At 68.3% G+C, this 20,326-nt stretch carries 22 protein-coding genes and 2 pseudogenes; 7 read left to right on the top strand and 17 right to left on the bottom strand.

The genetic code is table 11. The features are described from left to right. Nucleotides 1-811, top strand: an 811-nt coding sequence (locus ACZ4RZ_RS49395; protein WP_467754211.1) for an IS701 family transposase, incomplete at its 5' end; no start/stop codon positions are given. A gap of 297 nt (nt 812-1,108) precedes the next feature. Here the strand turns inward: ACZ4RZ_RS49395 and ACZ4RZ_RS49390 are convergent. The 5 genes from ACZ4RZ_RS49390 to ACZ4RZ_RS49370 form a co-directional block, all read right to left on the bottom strand. Further along, nucleotides 1,109-1,777: an NADPH-dependent F420 reductase gene (locus ACZ4RZ_RS49390; protein ID WP_399095347.1), complete on the bottom strand. Its 669-nt coding sequence runs from the start codon at nt 1,775-1,777 to the stop codon at nt 1,109-1,111. 172 nt (nt 1,778-1,949) lie between these two features. Next, nucleotides 1,950-2,567: an NADPH-dependent F420 reductase gene (locus ACZ4RZ_RS49385; RefSeq protein WP_399095344.1), complete on the bottom strand. Its 618-nt coding sequence runs from the start codon at nt 2,565-2,567 to the stop codon at nt 1,950-1,952. A gap of 99 nt (nt 2,568-2,666) precedes the next feature. Next, nucleotides 2,667-3,521, bottom strand: a complete 855-nt coding sequence (locus ACZ4RZ_RS49380) for an LLM class flavin-dependent oxidoreductase (RefSeq protein ID WP_467754210.1) — start codon at nt 3,519-3,521, stop codon at nt 2,667-2,669. 29 nt (nt 3,522-3,550) lie between these two features. Further along, the gene (locus tag ACZ4RZ_RS49375; RefSeq protein WP_467754209.1) at nt 3,551-5,020 is read right to left on the bottom strand and encodes an MFS transporter; all 1,470 of its coding nucleotides are present in this window, start codon (nt 5,018-5,020) and stop codon (nt 3,551-3,553) included. Nucleotides 5,021-5,193: 173 nt separating this feature from the next. Then, a complete protein-coding gene (locus ACZ4RZ_RS49370) occupies nt 5,194-5,928 on the bottom strand; it encodes an SDR family NAD(P)-dependent oxidoreductase (RefSeq protein WP_399095335.1) in 735 nt (244 codons plus the stop codon). Between the two features lie 204 nt (nt 5,929-6,132). On the opposite strand from ACZ4RZ_RS49370, the gene ACZ4RZ_RS49365 reads away from it, so the two are divergent. Further along, entirely contained in the window at nt 6,133-6,600 is a 468-nt protein-coding gene (locus tag ACZ4RZ_RS49365) for a MarR family winged helix-turn-helix transcriptional regulator (protein ID WP_256258230.1), read from the top strand. Between the two features lie 106 nt (nt 6,601-6,706). Here ACZ4RZ_RS49365 and ACZ4RZ_RS49360 read toward each other — a convergent pair. Further along, nucleotides 6,707-6,902, bottom strand: a pseudogene (locus ACZ4RZ_RS49360) (ISL3 family transposase); the annotation flags it as partial. A 38-nt stretch (nt 6,903-6,940) separates the two neighbouring features. Between ACZ4RZ_RS49360 and ACZ4RZ_RS49355 the strand changes: the two are divergent. Further along, nucleotides 6,941-7,528 (top strand): TIGR03943 family putative permease subunit, encoded by a 588-nt coding sequence (locus tag ACZ4RZ_RS49355; protein WP_467754208.1) that lies wholly within the window; start codon nt 6,941-6,943, stop codon nt 7,526-7,528. A 75-nt stretch (nt 7,529-7,603) separates the two neighbouring features. Here ACZ4RZ_RS49355 and rpsR read toward each other — a convergent pair whose 3' ends face one another. The 4 genes from rpsR to rpmG all read right to left on the bottom strand — a co-directional run bounded on the left by rpsR (nt 7,604) and on the right by rpmG (nt 9,568). Next, nucleotides 7,604-7,846, bottom strand: coding sequence for a 30S ribosomal protein S18 (rpsR, locus tag ACZ4RZ_RS49350; RefSeq protein ID WP_399095328.1), 243 nt, complete (start codon nt 7,844-7,846; stop codon nt 7,604-7,606). 122 nt (nt 7,847-7,968) lie between these two features. Then, complete coding sequence (locus ACZ4RZ_RS49345; protein WP_467754207.1) at nt 7,969-9,144, bottom strand: CobW family GTP-binding protein; 1,176 nt, start codon at nt 9,142-9,144, stop codon at nt 7,969-7,971. Further along, the gene (locus ACZ4RZ_RS49340; protein ID WP_399095321.1) at nt 9,141-9,398 is read right to left on the bottom strand and encodes a type B 50S ribosomal protein L31; all 258 of its coding nucleotides are present in this window, start codon (nt 9,396-9,398) and stop codon (nt 9,141-9,143) included. Before ACZ4RZ_RS49340 ends, ACZ4RZ_RS49345 begins: the two co-directional genes overlap by 4 nt. Nucleotides 9,399-9,403: 5 nt before the next feature. Then, on the bottom strand, nt 9,404-9,568 hold the full coding sequence (gene rpmG, locus ACZ4RZ_RS49335; protein ID WP_016645560.1) for a 50S ribosomal protein L33: 165 nt from the start codon (nt 9,566-9,568) through the stop codon (nt 9,404-9,406). A gap of 75 nt (nt 9,569-9,643) precedes the next feature. On the opposite strand from rpmG, the gene rpmB reads away from it, so the two are divergent. Both rpmB and rpsN read left to right on the top strand, forming a co-directional pair. Beyond that, nucleotides 9,644-9,880 (top strand): 50S ribosomal protein L28, encoded by a 237-nt coding sequence (gene rpmB / locus ACZ4RZ_RS49330; RefSeq protein ID WP_399095316.1) that lies wholly within the window; start codon nt 9,644-9,646, stop codon nt 9,878-9,880. Next, on the top strand, nt 9,880-10,185 hold the full coding sequence (gene rpsN / locus ACZ4RZ_RS49325; protein WP_399095313.1) for a 30S ribosomal protein S14: 306 nt from the start codon (nt 9,880-9,882) through the stop codon (nt 10,183-10,185). Before rpmB ends, rpsN begins: the two co-directional genes overlap by 1 nt. 723 nt (nt 10,186-10,908) lie before the next feature. Here rpsN and ACZ4RZ_RS49320 read toward each other — a convergent pair. The 4 genes from ACZ4RZ_RS49320 to ACZ4RZ_RS49305 form a co-directional block, all read right to left on the bottom strand. Next, nucleotides 10,909-11,082 (bottom strand): hypothetical protein, encoded by a 174-nt coding sequence (locus ACZ4RZ_RS49320; protein ID WP_467754205.1) that lies wholly within the window; start codon nt 11,080-11,082, stop codon nt 10,909-10,911. A gap of 7 nt (nt 11,083-11,089) precedes the next feature. Beyond that, nucleotides 11,090-11,818, bottom strand: coding sequence for a TIGR03943 family putative permease subunit (locus ACZ4RZ_RS49315; protein ID WP_467754204.1), 729 nt, complete (start codon nt 11,816-11,818; stop codon nt 11,090-11,092). Next, complete coding sequence (locus tag ACZ4RZ_RS49310) at nt 11,815-12,834, bottom strand: permease (RefSeq protein ID WP_467754202.1); 1,020 nt, start codon at nt 12,832-12,834, stop codon at nt 11,815-11,817. The genes ACZ4RZ_RS49315 and ACZ4RZ_RS49310 overlap by 4 nt, the downstream gene beginning before the upstream one ends. Nucleotides 12,835-13,424: 590 nt before the next feature. Next, a complete protein-coding gene (locus ACZ4RZ_RS49305) occupies nt 13,425-15,491 on the bottom strand; it encodes a putative Ig domain-containing protein (protein WP_467754201.1) in 2,067 nt (688 codons plus the stop codon). Between the two features lie 904 nt (nt 15,492-16,395). Here ACZ4RZ_RS49305 and ACZ4RZ_RS49300 point away from each other — a divergent pair. After that, nucleotides 16,396-17,790, top strand: a complete 1,395-nt coding sequence (locus ACZ4RZ_RS49300) for a YibE/F family protein (protein WP_467754212.1) — start codon at nt 16,396-16,398, stop codon at nt 17,788-17,790. Between the two features lie 232 nt (nt 17,791-18,022). Here ACZ4RZ_RS49300 and ACZ4RZ_RS49295 read toward each other — a convergent pair whose 3' ends face one another. After that, nucleotides 18,023-18,352: a hypothetical protein gene (locus tag ACZ4RZ_RS49295; RefSeq protein WP_467754199.1), complete on the bottom strand. Its 330-nt coding sequence runs from the start codon at nt 18,350-18,352 to the stop codon at nt 18,023-18,025. Between the two features lie 182 nt (nt 18,353-18,534). On the opposite strand from ACZ4RZ_RS49295, the gene ACZ4RZ_RS49290 reads away from it, so the two are divergent. Beyond that, nucleotides 18,535-19,794, top strand: a complete 1,260-nt coding sequence (locus tag ACZ4RZ_RS49290) for a S53 family peptidase (RefSeq protein ID WP_467754198.1) — start codon at nt 18,535-18,537, stop codon at nt 19,792-19,794. 6 nt (nt 19,795-19,800) lie between these two features. On the opposite strand, the pseudogene ACZ4RZ_RS49285 reads toward ACZ4RZ_RS49290, so the two are convergent. Next, a pseudogene (locus ACZ4RZ_RS49285) lies at nt 19,801-20,103 on the bottom strand (chorismate-binding protein); the annotation flags it as partial. Between the two features lie 43 nt (nt 20,104-20,146). Continuing rightward, nucleotides 20,147-20,326, bottom strand: a 180-nt coding sequence (locus ACZ4RZ_RS49280) for a GNAT family N-acetyltransferase (RefSeq protein ID WP_467754197.1), incomplete at its 5' end; no start/stop codon positions are given.

Genomic DNA, 20,326 nt, shown 5'->3' with positions numbered 1-20,326 from the left:
GCGCCAGTACAGCGGCACCGCGGGCAGAACCGAGAACTGCCAGATCGGGACGTTTTTGGCCTACTCCTCGGCCAAGGGTCGCGCCTTGATCGACCGCGAGCTGTACCTGCCCAAGTCCTGGACCGAGGATCGGGAACGCTGCCGCGCGGCCGGGATCGACGACGATGTCCCCTTCGCAACCAAGAACGAGCACTTCAAGCAGATGCTCCAGCGTGCGATCGAGGCCGGTGTCCCGTTTGCGTGGGTCACCGCGGACGAGGCGTACGGCCAGGTCAAGCACCTGCGGGCCTGGCTGGAAGAGCAGGGCGTCGCCCACGTGCTGGCCACCAAGGTCAACGACACGGTGATCACCTCTGCCGGGGCCAGCGCCCGCGTGGACCAGTTGATCGCCGCGCTGCCTCGGCAGGCGTGGAAGCGCCTGTCCGGCGGCCAGGGCACACACGGCGAACGGATCTACGACTGGGCCCGGGTCGCGATCCGCCCAGTCTGGGAGAACGGCTTCGGCCACTGGGTCCTGGCCCGACGTAGTGTCGGCGACCCTACCGAGATCGCCTACTACGTCTGCTACGGCCCGGTCGCTACCCGGCTGAAAGACCTGGTCAAGGTTGCTGCGGCGAGGTGGGCGGTGGAGGAGTCGTTCCAGGTCGCCAAGGGTGAGTGCGGTCTGGACCACTACCAGGTCCGGCTCTACAGCGCCTGGTACCGGCACATCACCTTGGCCATGGCGGCGTTGACCTACCTGACCGCCATCCGTGCCGCAGAAGCCGCAAAAGGGGCGCCTCTGATGACGAACACGACCTCATACCCGTGAGTGTCCCGGAGATCCGCCGACTGATCGGCCACGTCGTCGTCACGCCCCGCCACAGAAGCAACGATCACCATCTGCACTGGTCACGATTCCGACGACGCAGCCAAGCCCGCGCACGCCGCTCCCACTACAAACGACGAGGCCACAACCCCCAGATGCGGTTGCAGTATTAAGTCGAGCGCGTCTAGTCGACGGCCCGCTTCCTCAGGCCCTATATGGGACCATCTTGTGCACCTGCTGCACGCGTTCATGGGCCTTGCGGGAGCAGCGAGAAGTGCTGCGGCGCGCGCCGACTTGCGGTTACCGCGTGGCCCTGGCCAGGGCGGCGCGGATCGCATTCGCGCCGACCGGCCGGCCTTCCTCTTCCGAGTACGGTCCATATGGCGTCCCCCACACCGGCGTGCTCGTCTCCTGCCGCCAGCTGTCGGCCAGCGGTCCTGTGTCAACCACGCTGTAGCCGATCGAGTCGATGAACTCGGCCACCGTCGCCTTGGCCTCAGTGGAGTCGCCGGCGATCGGCAGGTAGGAGCGGTCGGCCGCTCCTACCGGGCGGCCGAGTGACAGCAGGTGCTTGAAGAAGATGTTGTTGAACGCTTTCACCAGCACGGCGTCCGGGAGATAGCGCAGCAGTAGTGCGCTCGAGGTCAGCGACTTGTCGTCGAGTTCGGGGATGGGCCCATCCCGCTCGGGGCCGTAGTTGCAAGTATCGATGACTGTTTTCCCGATTAGTGGCGCGGCGGGCAGCCTAGGAAAGGCCCTGACTGGCACCGCTACCACGATGATGTCGCCGGCCGCCGCGGCATCCGTGCTCGACGCGGCCGACGCCTGCGGCCCCAGTTCCGTAATCAAGTCCGCGAGCGTTTCGGGACCGCGCGAGTTGCTCAGCACCACCCGGTGCCCAGCTTCGATGGCGAGCCGCGCGACCGCGCTTCCGATCTGCCCACTTCCGATGAATCCAACCGTTGTCATAGTTCTGCTTCCCTTCTCGAAAATACTTACTTGTCGTTGCTACTGCTCGATGTCGGCCTAGGAACGACGTCCTTGAACACCGGTCGCCCTCGAATCACAGAGGCCGTACCAGTCACACATCCGCCCATCTACCTCACCCGATCAGCACGGGGCAGCCGAGACAGCCATGTGTTCAGTTGACTTCTGCGCCGAGGGCGATGTCGAAGCCGGCGCCGTGGCGGGCCAGCCCCATTAGCAGGAGGCCGGTCCATTCGAGGACCGACGCCATCTGGAGCCCTCCGGCGTCGAGAGGCCGCAAGCCGATGCTCTTCAGAAACGCCGCGACTTGGGCCTTCGCCTCGGCGTCGTCGCCGGCAAGAAACGCGTCCAGGGGCTTGTCGTGAGCGAGGACGTGGCCGAATATCGAGTTCAGCGCCTTCACGACCGGTGTGCCCTCGGGGGCGGCAGCGGCGATCTCCTGGGCCGCCGAGCGGCCTGAGTTAGTCGCGAGCCCGTCGGCGTCGGTGTTGAAGGGATTGGAGATGTCGACGAGGATCTTGCCGGCCAACGCGCCGTCGTAGCGAATGACCGCGTCGACTGCGCCGGTGTACGGGACGGCCACGATGACGATGTCACCTGCCGGCGTTGCACCGAACACGCCGACGGTGGCTCCATTGCCGATCTGGTCGGCTAGCGCCTGAGCTTTGACGGTGTTGCGGCTCATGAGCTCGATGGTGTGGCCGTGCTTCGCCGCCCGGGTGCCGATGGCGGTGGCCATGTTGCCCGAGCCGATGATGCTGATGGTGGTCATGACGTTTTCCTTTGCTGTCTATCGATCAACTGCTGGGTAATAGGGGTCTTGCCGGTGTGGTGGGCTGCGTCGAGAGCACTGGCCGCGCAGGGCGGAGTGCTAAGAGCGTTCGCGGGCGACGTGTTCGCGTACGGCGGGGATGGTTTCCGCGGCGAAGCGTTCGAGTACGTCCGGGTCGTCGCTGGCCAGGATGAAGACGCTGACACCGTCCTCGACGGCCATCTGGGCCAGTGCCTCCGCGGTCTGCTGACTCGGGAAGATGTTCAGCAGCCGGGTGATCTCGTGGGGGTCGCGGTTAGCGGCCCGCGCGGCGTCGTCGATGATCGCGTTTCCCTTCTGGAGGCCGCCCGGCTCCATGACCGGCAGCGACGGCAACCAGCCATCGGCCTTACGTCCCACCAGGCCCTGCATCTTCGGCTTGTGGGCTCCGAGCCAGATCGGGATCTCGTGTGCGGGCGCGGGTCCGCGCTCGGCGCCGTGGACCGAATAGAACTCCCCGTCGACATCCAGTCGTCCGGGCCCGTCGGCGTCCCACACCCCGCGGATCACGTCGATCGCCTCGCTCAACGCCGCCACTGACTGCAACGGGGTCAATCGACGTCCGCCGATCGCCTGCACCGCATCCCAGTAGAAGCCGGCCCCGAGCCCGAGGCTGATCCGAGCACCGGAGAGCAGGTCGAGGCTGGCGGCCGCGCGGGCGAGCACGGCGGGGGGCTGACGCAGCGGCAAGTTGAGCACATTGCCAGACAGACCGATGCGCTCGGTCCGCGCGGCCACCCAGCTCAGCAGAGTCCAGGTATCGAGAAAGCTCGACTGGTAGGGATGATCCTGGAAGGTCACGAAGTCGAAACCGAGCCGCTCACTGAGCTGCGCCAACTCGACCGGACGGGTCGCCGGGGAGTTCGTGGGACCAATGAATGTTGCGAAACGCAGGGGATGACCATAGTCAGGCATCGACGTCTCCTTCAGTCGTTCGTGTGTGGTCAGCCGCGACGCGCGACGTCGTCGCCCACGGCGTGTTGCCAGATCAGGGCGCTGACGATTCCGTCGAGAGGCTCGGGCTGGCCGGCCTCGTGGTGAAGGCTGGTGCCGCCGCGGATCAGGGCGCCGCAGATGACAGCGGCGGCCCAGAAAAGGCCTGCGGCCCACCAGAATCCGATGGCGAACCCGTGCACGGTGGCACCGACGACGGCCGTGCTGCCATGGTCGGTCAGGTAGTGGTTGGTTGCGGTGGCGACGAAGGTGCTGATCAAGGCGACGCCGAGCGCTGAGCCGAGCTGCTGTGAGACATTGTTGAGTGCCCCGGCGGTGCCGGCGTCGCGCGGTTCGACGCCCATCTGCCCGACCGCGACGGCCACGACGGCGGCCGAGCCGATACCCGTTCCGATCAGCACCAGCCCGGGCAGCACCCAGGCCGCGTAGCCCGCATCGGCCTGGGTCAGCAAGGCGGCCCCAGCACCGGAGGCGATCAAGCCGGCGGCGACGATGAACCGCATGGTCAGGCGCTGCAGCAGCACGCCCTGGGTCAGCGTGGCTACCACGCCAATTGTCACCATCAGCGGCAGGAACGCGACGCCAGTCGTGATCGGCGAGTAGCGCAGCACGCCCTGGAAGTAGTACGTCAGGAACAGGAACACTGCGAATACCGCCGCGTTCGCCAGGAAGAGCGTCAGGTAGGCCGCACTGCGATTGCGGTCGGCGAGTACGCGCAGCGGGATGAGCGGGTGACGGTCGACCTTCTGGAGCACGACGAAGCCGACCAGCAGGAGACCACCGACGACGAGCGGGGTCAGCGTGACTGCTGAGCCCCAGCCGTCCGTCTGGGCCCTGGCCGAGCCGAAGACCAACCCGAAAATCGCCGCCGAGCCGACGACCGTGCTAGGCACGGAGAGTTTGGGCTTGTCGGGTTCGGTGGAGTTGTGCAGCAATGTAAGTCCGCCGATGAGTCCCACGACCGCGAGGACGATGTTCACGTACATGCACCAGCGCCAGCTCACGTAGTCGGCCAGCAAACCACCCAGCAGCAGGCCGATGGCGCCGGCGCTGCCCGACACCGCACCGAAGATCCCGAACGCCTTGTTCAGCTCCCTGAGGTCGGTGAAGATCACGGTGATCAGCGACAACGCCGCCGGCGCGAGAATCGCGGCGAACCCACCCTGGACGGCCCGGGCAGTGACCAACGTGCCGATGTTCGGGGCCGCGCCGCCGACGGCGGAGGCAATCGCGAACCCAAGCAGTCCCACGATGAACATGGCTTTGCGGCCGTACGCGTCGGCAAGCCGACCGCCCAGCGGTAGCAAACTGCCGAACGCCAGCACGTAAGCAGTGATGACCCACTGCCGGTTGGCGTCAGAGAAGCCCAGGTCGGCCTGCGCCGAAGGCAACGCCACGTTCACGACAGTTGCATCCAGCAGAATCATGATCTGGGCGGTGACGACGACGCCCAGAGCCATCCACCGTCGCTCGTGGTACGGATTGTGTGGAACCGTCGATTGCGCTGCGTCGGCTTTCGCGACGACTGAGACGCGGGGGGCCCTGGAGGGCTCGTTACCGCTCATCTTCTCTGCCCCTGGTGCGGTTAGGTCGGAGCGCCGACATGAGGCGCTTCTCTGGTCGTCGCTCGCTGTTAGATCTGGCTGAACCCGCCGTCGACGACTAGGTTTGCGCCGGTGATGAAGCTGGCGTCCGAGGAGGCCAGGAACAGCGCAGCAGCCCCGATTTCCTCGCTGCTTCCCAGCCGTCCCAGCGGGATGGCGGCGGTGATCTGCTCCCGAATCTCGGGGGATACGGTGCTGAAGAGCGCGGTGTCGATCGAACCGGGACTGACGACATTCACCCGGATGCCGCGGACCTTCAGCTCCGCGGCCCAGGTGCGGGCGAGTGAACGCACGGCGGCCTTGCTCGCCGAGTAGACCCCGGCACCGGGAATGCCCTTGGTCGCGCTGGTCGTGCCGTTCAGGATGATCGACGCACCGTCGCTCATCAGCGGCAGCAGGTACTGAACGGTGAACACAGTGCCGCGGAAGTTCACGCCCACCAGCGCATCGAACGTATCCGGGGTGATGCTTCCCAGCGGGTCCGAAATCGATCCGAGGCCGGCGCTCGCAAATAGGACGTCGACTCGTCCGTGACGCTCCCGCACGGTCTCGGCCAAGCGAGCCAGGTCGTCGAGATTTCCCGAGTCCGCCTGTACGCCCGTCACGTTGTGGCCGATGGAGGCGACCGCCTCATCCAGCCTGCGCCTGTCTCGTCCGGTGATGAACACGTCGGCGCCTTCGGCCACGAACAACTTGGCCGTCGCCAACCCCATCCCAGAGGTTGCTCCAGTGATCACGGCGACCTTGCCATCAAGCTTGGGCATGTTGACCTTCATCCTTCTGTCGGCCGAACGGCCGAACGGTGCGCGGACCCTGCGGGGCACGCGGGCCGACGAGTACGCGCCGGTTGTGCGAAGCGCTCCGCAAACGGGACTGTTCTCCCGTTCGTGACTACACGCTCACCGTACCAGATGCGTGCGCGCGCACCTAACTGGGAGGGCACTCAGTTTCCGGGTATGCTGCTGGGTGTGAAGGCACCCGTGTCGCAACCGCGAATCATTTCCCCGGACCAAGTCAAGGGCTGGTTTGCGCTGCTGCTCACCCACTCCACAGTTACCGGGCGGATCGACGCCGCGCTGATGGACCAGCACAAGATCTCGTTCAGCACCGTCGAGATCCTGTGCTGGCTCCTGGAAACCGAGCCTCAGTCGGTTCGAGTTCTGTCTGGCGAACTTGTCAGCGTGAGCCCCACTCGAGCATCACGGTTGGTCCAGAATCTGATCGATGCCGGGCACCTCCAGCGTGGCGCCGACCAAGGCGACGGGCGGGTGTCGCTCATCAGCTTCACCAAAAGCGGACGGCACTTCGCCGAGTCGGTCAGACGAACTTTCGAGGATTCGGTCAAGAAATACTTTGTCGATCCCCTCGACGACGATGACATTGCTGCCATCACCCGGATTTGGGCCAAGCTCGAAAACGCAGAAGGTCCTAGCTGAGGGAAATCCGGATCGCTGTGATCGCCGTCCTCGTCCGGCGACACGAGACCGGTCAGCGACTGTCATCCGCTGTCGGGACTTCGAGCGACAGGGACCACGCGATGCAGCGGCGGATCGTGACCGCCAACGTCGTGGGCCGCCAGCCGAGGGTGTGCGAGCCGCCTGGTCACCGTGTCACGCACGGTCCCCTCGCCACCGCAGCGGCTGCACGACTGGTCGGGTTCGAGGATCCGACAGGCGAGCACGGCCCGGTCGGGTGCGAGACGCTGGCCGGTCACCTCGAGTCCGAGCTCATCGAGACGGGCTGCGGCCTTATCTGATCGCGTCCGGAGTGCTGTTGGTGCTGCTGGGGTTGGCGGCGGGGGTGAGGGCCGGGCGGGAGGTGCCGGACCGGGTCGAGGATCCGCACGACCACGGGCACGATCACACCCACACGACCGGCCCGCGCTTCGCCTGGCTGCTCTCCCTCCCCGCCGCAGCCCTGCTGCTCTTCCCGCCGCCCGCGCTCGGCTCCTACAGCGCGGCCAGGGAGGAAGCGCAGCGGGCGGCGCAGGGCGTCGGCACGTTCCCGGCGCTGCCCGCCGGGAAGCCGGTCGACCTGAGCGTGGCTCAGTTCAGCTCCCGTGCGATCTACGACAGTGAGCGTTCGCTGAAGGGCCGCACGGTCCGGCTGACCGGCTTCGTCACCCACGGGGATGGCAGCACGTGGTACGTCACCCGGCTCCTGGTCTCCTGCTGCGCGGCCGACGCGACCACGAGCAAGGTGCAGATCCGTGGCGCGGACGCCCCTGCCACGGACACCTGGGTGACGGTCACGGGCATCTGGCATCCCAAGGGCAAGCTGGGCTCGACGGCGGCCTGGCCCTTGCTGGACGCGAAGACGGTCACAAAGGTCGAGGAGCCGTCGGACCCGTACGAAAAGCGTTGAGTCGATCGGCGCAGCCTGGTCGCAGCCGGACGACCCGCGGTGGAGACGCCGCGGCTGTCCGTACGGCTGTCTCGGCTATCGCGAGTTGTAGGGGAGGAGTGCCATCTCGCGTGCGTTCTTGATGGCCTGCGCTATCTGCCGCTGCTGCTGACGCGTCACGTGAGTCACCCGACGGCTGCGGATCTTTCCGCGGTCGGAGATGAACTTCCGCAGCAGGTCGGTGTCCTTGTAGTCGACGTAGGTGATGCCGGCGGCGACCAGCGGGTTGACGCGCTGACGCTTGGCGGTCTGCCGCCCGGTGGTGGTGCGTCGGGACATGGTGAGGTCGGTCCTCTCTTTCAACGGGGTGCGGTGGAATGCGCGGGCGTTACGGCGGAGCGCCGGGCGGAACGAGTGAGTCCCGTCCCTTCCAGGCACCTCGCCGCCGGACAAACCGCGGTTCAGTTCACGGGGTCGAGCAAGTCATCGAAGGCGTGGGGAAGTTGTTTCCAGCGGTCCCTGCCCGCCGCGTACTCGTCATCGGTGAGCAGGCACGAGTCGAGCAGGGCCCGCAGACCGTCGCGGTCCAGGCTGGGCGAGGTAAAGGTGAGGTACTGGCAGCGGTCACCGTGTTCGGGGTGCCAGTCCACGGAAGCGGCTAGGCGGCGTTCCGCGGGCACCATCTCCCAGGCGGCATCGGGCAGGCCGGCCAGCCAGGGTCCGGCCGACTCCACGCACAGCGCGCCACCCGCAGCGTCCCACGACAGCAGTGTGTCGGGACGGTCCGCCAGCCAGAACCGCCCACGGCTGCGGGCGGCGGCGCAGGTCAGGTCCTCCAACGCCGCGTAGAGGCGCTGCGGGTGGAAAGGCCGTTCGCGCCGCCAGACGAAAGTGCTCACGCCGTGCACGTCGCACTCCTGCGGCAGCAGCGCGCACGCAGGATGCACACGGGCGGCGGCCGCTGCCACGTCGAAGCCCGCCAGCAGAGCGGCCCCCAGGACGCCACTGCCCACGCGTACCTTTCGGGCGCCCGGCGTGAGCTGGGCGAGCAACGCGTGGTCGGACTCGTCGGCGGTCTCACCACCCTCCCCGAACGAACTGTCCTCAACGAGGGCGATCACCGTCGGGTATTCCAACTGCCGGGCGAAGGTGTCGGCGACCGTGCGCTGGTCGGTCGGGGCGGCGGCGAGACCCACGTCGACAAGGTCGTCGCCGTTGGACAGGTACGGCAGGACGAGTGCCGGCTCGACCACGGTGGCGACCCCGGTCAGCGCCAGCGGTGCACCCGCGGCGGCAATGACCGCGGCCATGGCCTGCGGTTCGACGGAGTCCCACAGTTCCACGACGGCCAACCGGTAGCTGCCCTCTCCTGCGAGCCGCAGGAGTTCGGGGACGAGGTCGTCGCGCAACGCGCAGCACGCACAGTCGTTCACCAGGGGTGCGTCGCCGCAGCCCAGCAGACCGACGGCGTCGCGTACCGTCCGGTGCACCGCGCTGTCGACCGCGGACGTCAGGTCGTGGTGCAGCGCGACCGAGCCGGGGACCGTACGCAGGATCTCCTCCACGGCGGCCCGGCGGGCATCGGCGTGCAACCCGGCGACGACCGCGACCGGCAGCCGCGCCTCGTCCCCGCTCACTGCTTGCTCCCTCCGCGTCCGTATCGCCGCTCGAAGCGCTCGACCCGCCCCGCGGTGTCCAGGACCCGCTGGGTGCCGGTGTAGAAGGGGTGGCTGGCCGAGGAGATCTCGACGTCGATGACCGGGTAGGTGTTGCCGTCCTCCCACTCGACGGTCTTGTCGCTCGTGGCCGTGGACCTGGTGAGGAAGGCGTAGTCGGCGGCCCGGTCGCGGAAGACGACCGGGCGGTAGGCGGGGTGGATTCCGGGCTTCACGGCTCTCAGCGCTCCTCACGGAAGTCGACGTGGCGGCCGGCGACGGGGTCGTACTTGCGCAGCGTCAGCCGGTCGGGGTTGTTACGGCGGTTCTTGCGGGTCACGTAGGTGTAGCCGGTGCCGGCGGTGGACCTCAGCTTGATGACCGGGCGGAGTTCGTTACGGGCCATGGACAGCAACATACATGAGATTGGTTTTCATTTTCACTCAGCTGCTACTGTGCTGCCATCACACGAGGAGGAACCATGTCCGCCCACTGCCAACTCACCGGCCGACAGCCCGGCTTCGGCCATCACATCTCCCATTCGCACCGGCGCAGCAAGCGCCGTTTCGACCCCAACATCCAGCGCAAGCGCTACTGGCTGCCGAGCGAAGGCCGCCATGTCCGGCTCACTCTCTCCACCAAGGGCGTCAAGACGGTCGACACGATCGGCATCGAGGCTGCGGTGGCCCGCATCCGCGCCCGGGGAGGGAAGGTCTGATGGCGAAGAAGAGCAAGATCGCGAAGAATGAACAGCGGCGCCTTATCGTGGCCCGCCATGCCGCACGCCGCGCCGAGCTGAAGGCGATCATCTCGGCGCCCGGAACCTCCGACGAGGAACGCGCCGCCGCCCAGGCGGAACTGCGCCGACAGCCCCGTGACGCCAGCGCCACCCGCTTCCGCAATCGCGACTCCGTGGACGGCCGCCCCCGCGGCCACCTGCGCACGTTCGGCCTGTCCCGCATCCGCGTACGGGAGATGGCCCATGCGGGCGAGCTGCCCGGCGTGACCAAGAGCAGTTGGTGACGCGCACCCGATCCGCTCACCCCTCAAGGCCGCACCACAGCCGCAGCCGCAGCGGCTCTTTCCCAGTTGCGAGCGCCCGGTCGGGCGGCCGCCCTCCGTCATGCGCAGCGATTTCCGAGCCCGGTCCGTCTGGCCCGCCAGGCTGTGAAGACCCGTTCGGTGGACGCCGGTGGGAATGCGGCATTCCGCTCGCATCTTGCGCCGCCTGGACGTAGCTCTGCCACGCCCAGGAATCCGCGACCGAAAGTGGGGGCCTGGCCGCCAACGGAGCGGCACCGGCCCGGAGATTGGGCCGCGCCGGTGAAGATCGGCAGGCCCCCGCACGCCGCCTACCGGGAGAACGGAGCGGGAGTGGCCGCGTCGACGGACAACTCCCTTACCCCGGCCACCTTTGGTGGATGTTCGAGGAGCCACCGGCGCCCATGCCGTGCTGCCCGCGTGCGCCCCCATCGCGCCCGCCTGTCGCCCCGTGGCCTCCAGCACCCCGGAGGTACACGAAGGCCGGGACTGTATTGGGACCGGGACTGGGAACAGTACTTCGACCTCCTCGGCGCACCGCTGCGCGCCACGGAAGCACCGGACAGCGACCTGGTAACCGTCCTGCCGCACTACCGCGCGAACCAGTCACCGTTCACCGGCTGCACCGCAAGAGGCAAACCCTGCGCGCCGACGTCGACGTCCAGCCCGACTCCCCCTCCCCTACGAATTCCTCGCCGGCCAGCGCTACGCCACCCAGGGCAGCACGAGCGGCGCGTACTTCAGCCCGTCGAACTTCGACAGCACCTCCCCCGACCGCTTCGTGAAGAGACACCACTCTCCTCCGAAATCCAGTTCGGCCAGCGCGTGGCGTCGTCCGGGACGCACGTGGATGTGGTGCGCGCCGGCAGATGGACTCATCACAGGACTAGGAAGGCATGAGGGGAAGGTCGTCGGTATAGGCGTTGACCGGCGGTGAGGTGCGGCGGACGGTTCGGACGTCGAGGGCGGCAGCCGCGGTCTTCGTGCCGAGCGTGCCGCTGGGGTGCCAGGTACCGGTCACCGCCAGCCAGGTGTTGGCGGGCGGAGCGATGGTTCCGTACACGCGGATCTTGACGGGGCGTGCATCGGCTGCGCAGCACGTGAAGATGATCCGGGTCAGGTACCAGGCGCCGCCCTGTCCGGCCGGCGTGACGAAGCCGGTCAACTGGACGGTACGGCCCTTGATGGCCGCTTCGCGGTCCTGCTGGACCCGGGTGGTGAAGTCCGTGAGGGTCATGGGTAGCGGTGAGGTGGCGGGCAGCGAATCGAACTTCTTCTGCTTCTTGACCACTGTGCCACTGGAACGTGCCGCGGTGTACGCGCCGAGGGCCGGCGGGGCGTAGAAGACGAGACTGAGAGCGGGGAGGAACAGCAGCCACGCGATACGGGGCGCCGTGTTGTGGTTGTGGCCGTGAGCATGGCTGTGATGTTCGTTGCGGCCTTTGTCCATGGCCGCGCCTGCCAGGGCCAGTAGCAACAGCAGTACCCCGGAGACAATCAGCAAGGGGCTCAGCCCCTCCTTGACATAGCGCAGGTAGAGGTCGGTGAACAGGGTGGAGTGCAGCAGGCCGACACCCATCAGGGCCAGCAGCACCACCTGTGCGTGGCGTTTCACAGCAGTGCGCCTCCGATCAGGGCACTGGCGGCAACCGCCACGACGGTGGTGACCGAGGAGAAGCGCCAGGCGAAGGCCCGGCCGAAGGTGCCCGCCTGCAGGGCGATCAGTTTCAGGTCGACCATGGGGCCGACCACCATGAACGCCAGCCGGGCGGTCGGCGAGAAGCCGGTGAGGGAGGCGGCGACGAAGGCGTCGGCCTCCGAGCAGACGGCGAGTACGACGGCGAGGGCGGCCAGGAAGAGCACGGACAGCCACGCCGAACCGGAGAAGGTGTCGAGGACGGAGCGCGGTACGGTCACATTGAAGGTCGCGGCTGCCATCGCGCCGAGTACGAGAAAGCCCCCGGCGTGCAGGAAGTCGTGCTGGAAGCCGAGACGGAACTCCCTCCATCGGCTGCCGCCGGGCCGATGTCCGGTGTGCCGTACCGCGGCTCGCAGCCACTCCTCCTTGCCCAGCCAGAGCCAGAGCCAGCCCATCACCGCGGCGGTGGCCAGCGAAGCGAGCAGCCGGGCGCCGACCATGGCCGGGTTGCCCGGGAAGGCCACCGCCGTCGCGGTCAGCACGACGGGGTTGATCGCGGGCGCCGAGAGAAGGAAGGCGAAGGCTGCGGCTGGAGTCACTCCCCGTCGGATGAGACTGTTCGCGACGGGCACGGAGGCGCACTCGCAGCCCGGCAGGACCGCTCCGGCCACACCTGCCACCGGCACAGCCAGGGCGGGACGCCGAGGCAGCACCTTGGTGAACAGGGCGGCCGGCACGAATGCGTTGATCGCACCGGACAGGGCTGTGCCCAGCAGCAGGAAGGGCAACGCCTGCACAGTGATGGCCAGGCAGACGGTGCGCCATGCGGCGACGGCCGGCCGCTCCAGCCACGAGGTGCCGGCGAGGGCGAGCACGACCGCCAGGCCGATGGCCGCCGGGACGATGACCACGAGCGGCCAGGGCAGTGCCCCGCGTCGTAGTGTCCCGGGCGATGCAGTCCCTTCGACGGACGGGATGACCGCACTAGCCATTTCATCCGTTTTCATACTTTTACTCCGGATGTCGGTGTCGCCGCCGAAGGTATGCGACGAATGCGCCTATAACCGGGCGCACACGCCGCCACATAGCGATGCCTTGAACCAGGACAAGAAGCCACTTGGGTTCCCGCTCCGCAGCCGACGGGCCATGCCCGACGACGGGCATGCCATGACCGAGCTCCGTCCGACGACGCACCGTGTGCCCCGTCTGTTCTGCCGGCTGCCGTGTTCGCGCTCGTCGGTATCTCGCTGAGGGTGAGCGCCCACCATCTGGTCGCTGGAGGACCGGCCTCGTGGAGGCAGGTCGCTGCGGCCGCCGAGGTCTGTTCGCCGCGGGGCTCGCCGGTGCGCGACACCTGTGGCTCTCTACCGCTGCACCAACACGGCGGCACTCTCATGTCCGTGGACATGAGAGTGCCGCGTCGGGCTGGGCCATCAGCGCGGTGAGCACCCGCACCCCGTGCGTGGCCACCACCCACACACCCGGTTTCGAACACGTCTTCCAATACCCGATCGGGTGGGTAACGGGTGTCCCGCACGCGGACGGTCTCCGCGTGCGGGATCGGGTGCTCCCCTCGGGTGGGTCAGCTGGTCGTGAGGGCGGTGTCGTCCACGACGAAGCTGGTCTGCAGCGAGGAGTCCTCCACTCCGTTGAACTTCAGGGAGACCGTCTGGCCCGCCAGCGAGGACAGGTCGAAGGACTTCTGCGCGTACCCGGAGTTGTGGTTGAGGTTCGAGTACGTCGCCAGGGTGGTCGAACCCGCGGTCACCGTCAGCTTGTCGTACGCGGTGCTGCTGGTGGTCTCCGAGGTGTCGATGTGCAGGTAGAAGGTGAGCGTGGCCTTGCAGCCGGCCGGGATGGTCACCGACTGGGACAGGGTGTCGGTGTGCGAGGAGCCGTAGCCGTCGAGCCAGGCGTAGTAGGAGCCGCCGTGCGCCGCCTCACCGGTGTCGTTCGTGATGACTCCGCTGGAGGCGCTCCAGCCAGTACTGCCCGACTCGAAGCCGGGGTTGGCCAGCAGCTGGGACGAGGTGCAGCCGCCCCCGCCGGAGCCGACGGTCCAGGTGAAGGACGTAGAGCCGGAGGCGCCGGTGGAGTCCTTCGCCGTGACCGTGATCTGATAGGTGCCGGCAGTGGACGCCGTACCGGAGATCAGGCCGGTGGTGCTGTTGATGGACAGGCCGGTCGGCAGGCCGCTCGCGCTGTAGGTGAGGGCCGCGCCCGCGCTGTCGGAGGCTGAGATCTGCAGGCTGACCGAGCCGCCGGTCGCGGTGGACTGGCTGCCCGGGTTGGTGACGGTCACCGTGTTGCCGGTGCTGGTACCCGATGCGAAGGCGGTGGTGCCGTTCGGGGTGCCCCAGCCGGTCGGGCCGTCGTAGCCGGTGGCCGCGGTGCAGAAGTACGAGGTCGAGCAGGAGCCGTTGTTGCCGCTGGTCACGTCGTACAGGTTCGAGGTGTGGGAGTACGGGTACTTCGCCGGGTAGTCGCCGGAGCCCGGGGTGCCCGCGAGGGCGTACACACCCGCGATGATCGGCGAGGAGGCGCTCGTACCGCCGTAGACCGCCCAGCCGGAGCCGCCGTAGGTGTCGTAGACGGCCACACCGGTCGCGGGGTCGGCGACCGCGGAGACGTCCGACTCCATGCGCTTGGAGCAGCCAGTGTCGGTCTGCCAGCTCGGCTTCGCGTCGTAGGCCGAGCAGCCGGAACCGGTGCCCTCGGTGCTGCTGGTCTTCCACACGGACTCGGTCCAGCCGCGGCTGTTGGAGCTGGTGGACAGCGCGGTGCCACCGACGGCCGTCACGTACTGGGACGTGGCCGGGTACTCGGCGCCATAGGCGGAGTCACCGGAGGAGACGGTGATCGCGACGCCCGGGTGCCTGAAGTACTGGGTGTCCAGCGTGGTCTGGTTGGAGGACTCGGAGCCGCCCCAGCTGTTGGAGACGAACTTGGCGCCGAGCGCGACGGCTTCGTTCTCGGCGATGCCGAGGTCGGTGTCGGTCGCGGAGTTGGCCTCGACCAGGATGATGTTGCAGTTCGGGCAGACCGCGCTGACCATGTCGATGTCCAGCGCCTCTTCACCGGCCCAGCCGCTGTCGTTCGAGGGCAGCTGGGTGGTGGAGCCTGTCTGGCTGACCTGCTTGAAGCAGCCGTTGGCCTTGGTGCAGGCCGACAGGCCGAACTGCGAACGGTAAGTGGCCAGGTCCGACTCGGCGTTGGGGTCGTTGTAGGCGTCGACCACCGCGACCGTCAGGCCCGAGCCGCCCGTCGAGGGCAAGTTGTAGGCGCTGTGCAGGTTGGCCGGGGAGAGGCCGGAGGGGGCCGCGGCGAGCGCCGAGGCGAGGCGCTGCTTGATGTCGGTGCGCCGCTGGGCGAAGCAGGACGCGTGGCCCGGCTCGGCGGTGACGCAAAGGCGGGTCGTGGGGACCTTCTGGCCGGCCTTGCCGGTGGAGTGGAAGGTCTGGCGCTCGGGTGCGGTCAGCGCCTTGTTGTTCTGCGTGACCTTGGTGGTGTGCGGGTGGGCCGCGGCGGGCTGGGCGCCAGCAGTTGGTGCCGCGACGAGTCCGGCGACGGTGAGGGTGAGGGCGGGGAAGGAGACGGCGAGGAGTCTTCGCAGACTCCGTCTCCGCTTGCTCAGGCGTGACTCACGCATGGGGTTCTGCCTCCGGTTGACGCGAGGATGCGCACTGGATTGGCAGGCCCGTGACGCGCGTAGCAGCGGTGGAACCGCGCAGTCATGAGCATGACATTCACCTAACCCCACATGCCCGTGAACGCGACATGACAGGGTGCGGAAGGAACGTAATTCCGAGGCGCGCGAACCGGCAGTGCCGCAAGGGATTTCTTTGCCCCTCCATAGGATGAGATTGGGCACTTCATTGGAGGGAACTGGGGCGGGCTTGACGCAGCTCAGAGGAAGACTGAAGCCGAACCAGACCCCGGAGGCTGACCCTGCGGCGTCTCGATGGCCCACTTCCGTGGTGGCTCATTCCGCCGGCCGGCCTGAACACCCCTCGCGGCCGTAGGGCAATCGCAAGCGCGCTCTTCACCGAGGCGTCAGCGCCTGGCACCCTCGACGAGCCGGATGACGTCAGCCGGTCCCGCACCACCGCGCCTCCTCCAGACCGGCATCGCGCACATGGCGACGGGGAGTCTCGCGGCACACACTCGTGGGTGGTGCGGACAATGCGGCCGGTGAAGAGGTTCGTGATCCAGACGCGATGAACAGAAGGCCCCGGGGGTCTCGCGGAGATCGGGCTGAGGCTACGACACAGCCGTTCCCGTACCCTTCCTCAGAGCCGCCGTGCAGGCCCGGCTCCAGAGGGGGCACGGACAACCGCGAGGGAGACGGCATGGGAGCCGCTGACCGGCAGACCGCCGACGACTGGAACGGGGTCGGCAACCGCCCCACAGCCAGGGGTGGTCGCGAAAGCGAGTACGGCCACGACTACGAGTACGGGGATCTTCCCGAGTCGACGCCTCACCCCGGCTACGGACCCGATGCCGACGCGGGCCATATCCCCTCTCCGGCCATCGGCCACGGGCACACCCCCGTGATGGGCAACGGGCGCGCCGCGGTGACTGGCACCGGGCATGGCTCCGACCACGGCCCCGGAGCGGGCCCCGACGGCAACGGACATACGCACAGCCACAGCCACAGTCACGGGCCTGCCGCCCCCGTCTCGCGGCACCTGCGCAAGGTCATCGCGGCGATCCTGATCCCCTTCACCGCCGCCGTCGTGGTGGGGCTCGTCGTGCTCCGGCCCGGCGGCGCCCCGTCCCATGCGCGCACCGGCGTCGGCTTCGACCGCCAGACGCAGCAGGCCACGGTCACCAAGGTCGTCGAAGTGAGCTGCAAGTCAGTGAACGCCTCCGGGGACACCCCGACCGGCGACACCTCCACCGCCGAGGGCACCTCGGCGCAGCAGGAGGCGAACGGCACCTGCCACAAGGCCACGATCCAGGTCGACACGGGCAAGGACAAGGGCCGTACGTTCAACGAGATCGTGCAGCCCGACCAGTCGCGGCAGCTGCACCAGGGCGAGAAGGTCGTGGCCGCCTACGAGCCCTCCGCGCCCAAGGATCTGCAGTACTCGGTCGCCGACGTGAACCGCCGATTCCCGATGGGTCTGCTGGCCGGCATCTTCGCGCTCGCCGTCGTGGTAGTGGGCCGGCTGCGCGGCGTGATGGCGCTGGCCGCCCTGGCCATCAGCTTCATGGTGCTGAACTTCTTCATCCTGCCGGCAATCCTGCAGGGCTCGAATCCGCTTCTCGTGGCGGTGATCGGGTCGAGCGCCATCATGCTCATCGCGCTCTACATGTGCCACGGCCTGTCGGCCCGCACGTCGGTGGCGGTGCTCGGCACGCTGGTCTCGCTGCTGCTGATCGGCATCCTGGGCTCGCAGTTCATCGGCTGGGCCGCCCTCACCGGCAATACGGACGACAGCACCGGCCTGATCCACGGCCTGTATCCGTCGATCGACATGAGCGGACTGCTGCTCGCCGGCGTCATCATCGGCTCCCTCGGCGTGCTCGACGACGTCACGGTCACGCAGACGTCAGCCGTCTGGGAGCTGCACGAGGCCAACCCGACGATGGGTTGGCGCGGGCTGTACCGCGCCGGCATCCGCATCGGCCGCGACCACATCGCCTCCGTCGTCAACACCCTCGTCCTCGCCTACGCGGGCGCCGCGCTGCCGCTGCTGCTGCTCTTCTCCATCGCCCAGAGCGGGGTCGGCACGGTGGCCAACAGCGAGCTGGTCGCCGAGGAGATCGTGCGCACGCTGGTCGGATCGATCGGCCTGGTCGCCTCGGTGCCGGTCACCACGGCCCTTGCGGCTCTGGTGGTCTCGGCGGACCGGCCCGGTCCGCAGACCGAATCAGCGACTCCGGCCGCGGTGGCGACTGGCGGAGCGGTTGCGGGCCGGGGCGGACGTCGGCGGAAGCGTTGAGAGCGATCTCTTCAAGCTGCGCCCGGGCCTCTTAATCCATCGCCTGGTCCGCCGCGGCATGGAAAAGCGGCACTCGTCCTGGAGACGGACAACCCGGACAGCGTCCTCCCCTGGTCATCAGCCACGCGCACCCGGACCACTGGCCGGTCAGCTGCTGCCTTCGGGGCCGAGGCGGCGGTAGCGGCGCCCGGATGGCCATAGCGGGTCCCAGTACTGGGCCGGTTGTCGATCGTCACGGGGCCGCGGGCTCCTCGGTACCGGTCAGGGATGCGGGCTCCTCGGTACCGGTCAGGGATATGGAGGCAGCGGTGTCGAGGCCCCGGAAGGGTGAGTTCCGCAGCACGAGGAACGGGATGTCCAGGGCCGCGGAGATGAGCGTGAGGGTGGGGCGCGAGCAGCCCGCGAGGAGAACGAGCGCGCCGCCCGCCGCGGCGGCGTAGTGCCAGGCGGTGTGGCTGAGAGCGCTCGCAATGGCGGCGGTGTCGCCGGGGGCGGCCGCGGCCATCTCGTCGAGGGCGGAGCTGTCGCTCGAGCGCCGCGAAATCCGCTTCACCCGGGGCATGTCAACCCATGATCGCGCCACCGTTCCGTCATGGACATCTCAGGAACAGCACATGAGTTGACCAGGAACGGCAAAGGGCAGTCACAGTTTCAACGATCTTCTTGTTGGCATGTTCCAGCCACTCATAGGTTCTGCGCCGGTCGGGACGCGCATCACGCGTCCCGGCCGTCCAGCGCACCCGCATGTCTCCCCTGGTTCACCCACCTCTCGGAGGAAGTACGTTGCGCAGAACCATTTCTCTCACCGCCGTGGCCTCCTTGGCCACGGCTGCTCTGGCCCTGGCCGCCCCGGCCGGCCAGGCGGCGCCCTCGGCCTCACCGTCGCCGAACGGCGTTACCGTCGCCCACTCCTGTGCGACCCCGACGCAGAAGAACGTGATGGCGTGCAAGGCGCTGCACGTCACCGCGGGCACCCCCAAGTCCGCGCACGCCGAGAGCGACCTGACGGCGGCCGCCGCCCCGTCGGGCTACGGCCCCACCTCACTGCAGGCCGCGTACAACCTGCCTTCCTCCAGCGGCGGTTCGGGCCAGACCGTGGCCATCGTCGACGCCTACGACGACCCGAACGCCGAGGCCGACCTGGCCGTCTACCGCTCGCAGTACGGCCTGCCCGCCTGCACCACCGCCAACGGCTGCTTCAAGAAGGTCAACCAGACCGGCGGCACCAGTTATCCGCGCGGTGACTCCGGCTGGGCCGAGGAGATATCCCTCGACCTCGACATGGTCAGCGCGGCCTGCCCGAACTGCAAGATTCTTCTGGTGGAGGCCAGCTCGGCGACCATGACGAACCTCGGCACGGCCGTGAACACCGCCGTCAGCCTGGGCGCCAAGTACGTCTCCAACAGCTACGGCGGCAGCGAGTCCTCCAGCGACTCCACCTACGACTCGTCGTACTTCAACCACCCCGGCGTCGCCATCACCGTCAGCTCCGGCGACAACGGCTACGGCACCGAGTACCCCGCAGCGTCCAAGTACGTGACGGCCGTGGGCGGTACGTCCCTGAAGACCTCGTCCACCTCGCGCGGCTGGACCGACACGGTGTGGAGCGGGGCGGGCTCCGGCTGTTCCTCGTACGACGCCAAGCCCACCTGGCAGACCGACAGCGGCTGCGCCAAGCGGACCGTCGCGGACGTCTCCGCGGTCGCCGACCCGAACACTGGCGTCGCGGTCTACGACAGCTACCGGCAGGCCACCGGCTGGATGGTCTTCGGTGGCACCAGCGCCTCGGCCCCGCTGATCGCGGCGACCTACGCGCTGGCGGGCGCCCCGTCCTCCGGCTCGTACCCGGCGTCGTTCCCCTACGCGCACACCTCAGCGCTCTACGACGTGACCAGCGGCTCGAACGGCAGCTGCTCCGGCTCGTACCTGTGCACCGGCACCACCGGGTACGACGGCCCGACCGGCCTCGGCGTCCCGAACGGCACGGCGGCCTTCACAGGCTGAACGGCGCTATGAGGTAAGCCTGTTGGCCGTATGCACCGCGCGCAGGACCGCGGCCGCCTTGTTGCGGCACTCGTTGTCCTCCGCGACCGGGCCGGAGTCGGCGACAATGCCGGCTCCGGCCTGGACATACGCCGCGCCGCCCCGCACCAGCGCCGTACGGACGGCGGTGTCGGAGTCGGAGCCGCCGGCGAAGTCGAGACAGCCGACGCAGCCGCCGTACAACCTCCGCCTGGACGCCTCGAGTTCGTCGATGATCTGCATCGCGCGCGGCTTGGGGACGCCGGAGAAGGTGCCGGCCGGGCCCGCTGCCCCTTGCAGGCGAAGCCGGTGCCCCGCGAACCGGCACACCGCGTCATTCCGAAGGAATGCGGAACTCGAATTCGGGACGGTCCCACGGCACGGCGGGCGGGTTCGCAAACGCGGTCCCGGTCCGCACCGCACCAACGCGGTGATAGAAGTCCTCGGCGGGAAGATGCGACACGACCTTGACACGGTCGAGCCCGGCGGCACGGGCCTCGGACTGCATGTGCGC

The organism is Streptomyces sp. NPDC027189 (genome assembly GCF_055566975.1).
Note: the sequence above shows the minus strand (reverse complement) of the source record. Positions and strands in the feature narration are given on the sequence as shown.

Bases quoted from the DNA above. Each gene is read 5' to 3' on its own strand.
- ACZ4RZ_RS49290 (WP_467754198.1), top strand. From the start codon at position 18,535: ATGTCTCCCCTGGTTCACCCACCTCTCGGAGGAAGTACGTTGCGCAGA.
- rpmG (WP_016645560.1), bottom strand. From the start codon at position 9,568: ATGGCCCGTAACGAACTCCGCCCGGTCATCAAGCTGAGGTCCACCGCC.
- rpsR (WP_399095328.1), bottom strand. From the start codon at position 7,846: ATGTCCCGACGCACCACCACCGGGCGGCAGACCGCCAAGCGTCAGCGC.
- rpsN (WP_399095313.1), top strand. From the start codon at position 9,880: ATGGCGAAGAAGAGCAAGATCGCGAAGAATGAACAGCGGCGCCTTATC.
- ACZ4RZ_RS49385 (WP_399095344.1), bottom strand. From the start codon at position 2,567: ATGACCACCATCAGCATCATCGGCTCGGGCAACATGGCCACCGCCATC.
- ACZ4RZ_RS49300 (WP_467754212.1), top strand. From the start codon at position 16,396: ATGGGCAACGGGCGCGCCGCGGTGACTGGCACCGGGCATGGCTCCGAC.
- ACZ4RZ_RS49320 (WP_467754205.1), bottom strand. From the start codon at position 11,082: ATGAGTCCATCTGCCGGCGCGCACCACATCCACGTGCGTCCCGGACGA.
- ACZ4RZ_RS49380 (WP_467754210.1), bottom strand. From the start codon at position 3,521: ATGCCTGACTATGGTCATCCCCTGCGTTTCGCAACATTCATTGGTCCC.
- ACZ4RZ_RS49310 (WP_467754202.1), bottom strand. From the start codon at position 12,834: ATGGCTAGTGCGGTCATCCCGTCCGTCGAAGGGACTGCATCGCCCGGG.
- ACZ4RZ_RS49305 (WP_467754201.1), bottom strand. From the start codon at position 15,491: ATGCGTGAGTCACGCCTGAGCAAGCGGAGACGGAGTCTGCGAAGACTC.
- ACZ4RZ_RS49295 (WP_467754199.1), bottom strand. From the start codon at position 18,352: ATGCCCCGGGTGAAGCGGATTTCGCGGCGCTCGAGCGACAGCTCCGCC.
- ACZ4RZ_RS49390 (WP_399095347.1), bottom strand. From the start codon at position 1,777: ATGACAACGGTTGGATTCATCGGAAGTGGGCAGATCGGAAGCGCGGTC.
- ACZ4RZ_RS49375 (WP_467754209.1), bottom strand. From the start codon at position 5,020: ATGGCTCTGGGCGTCGTCGTCACCGCCCAGATCATGATTCTGCTGGAT.
- rpmB (WP_399095316.1), top strand. From the start codon at position 9,644: ATGTCCGCCCACTGCCAACTCACCGGCCGACAGCCCGGCTTCGGCCAT.
- ACZ4RZ_RS49370 (WP_399095335.1), bottom strand. From the start codon at position 5,928: ATGCCCAAGCTTGATGGCAAGGTCGCCGTGATCACTGGAGCAACCTCT.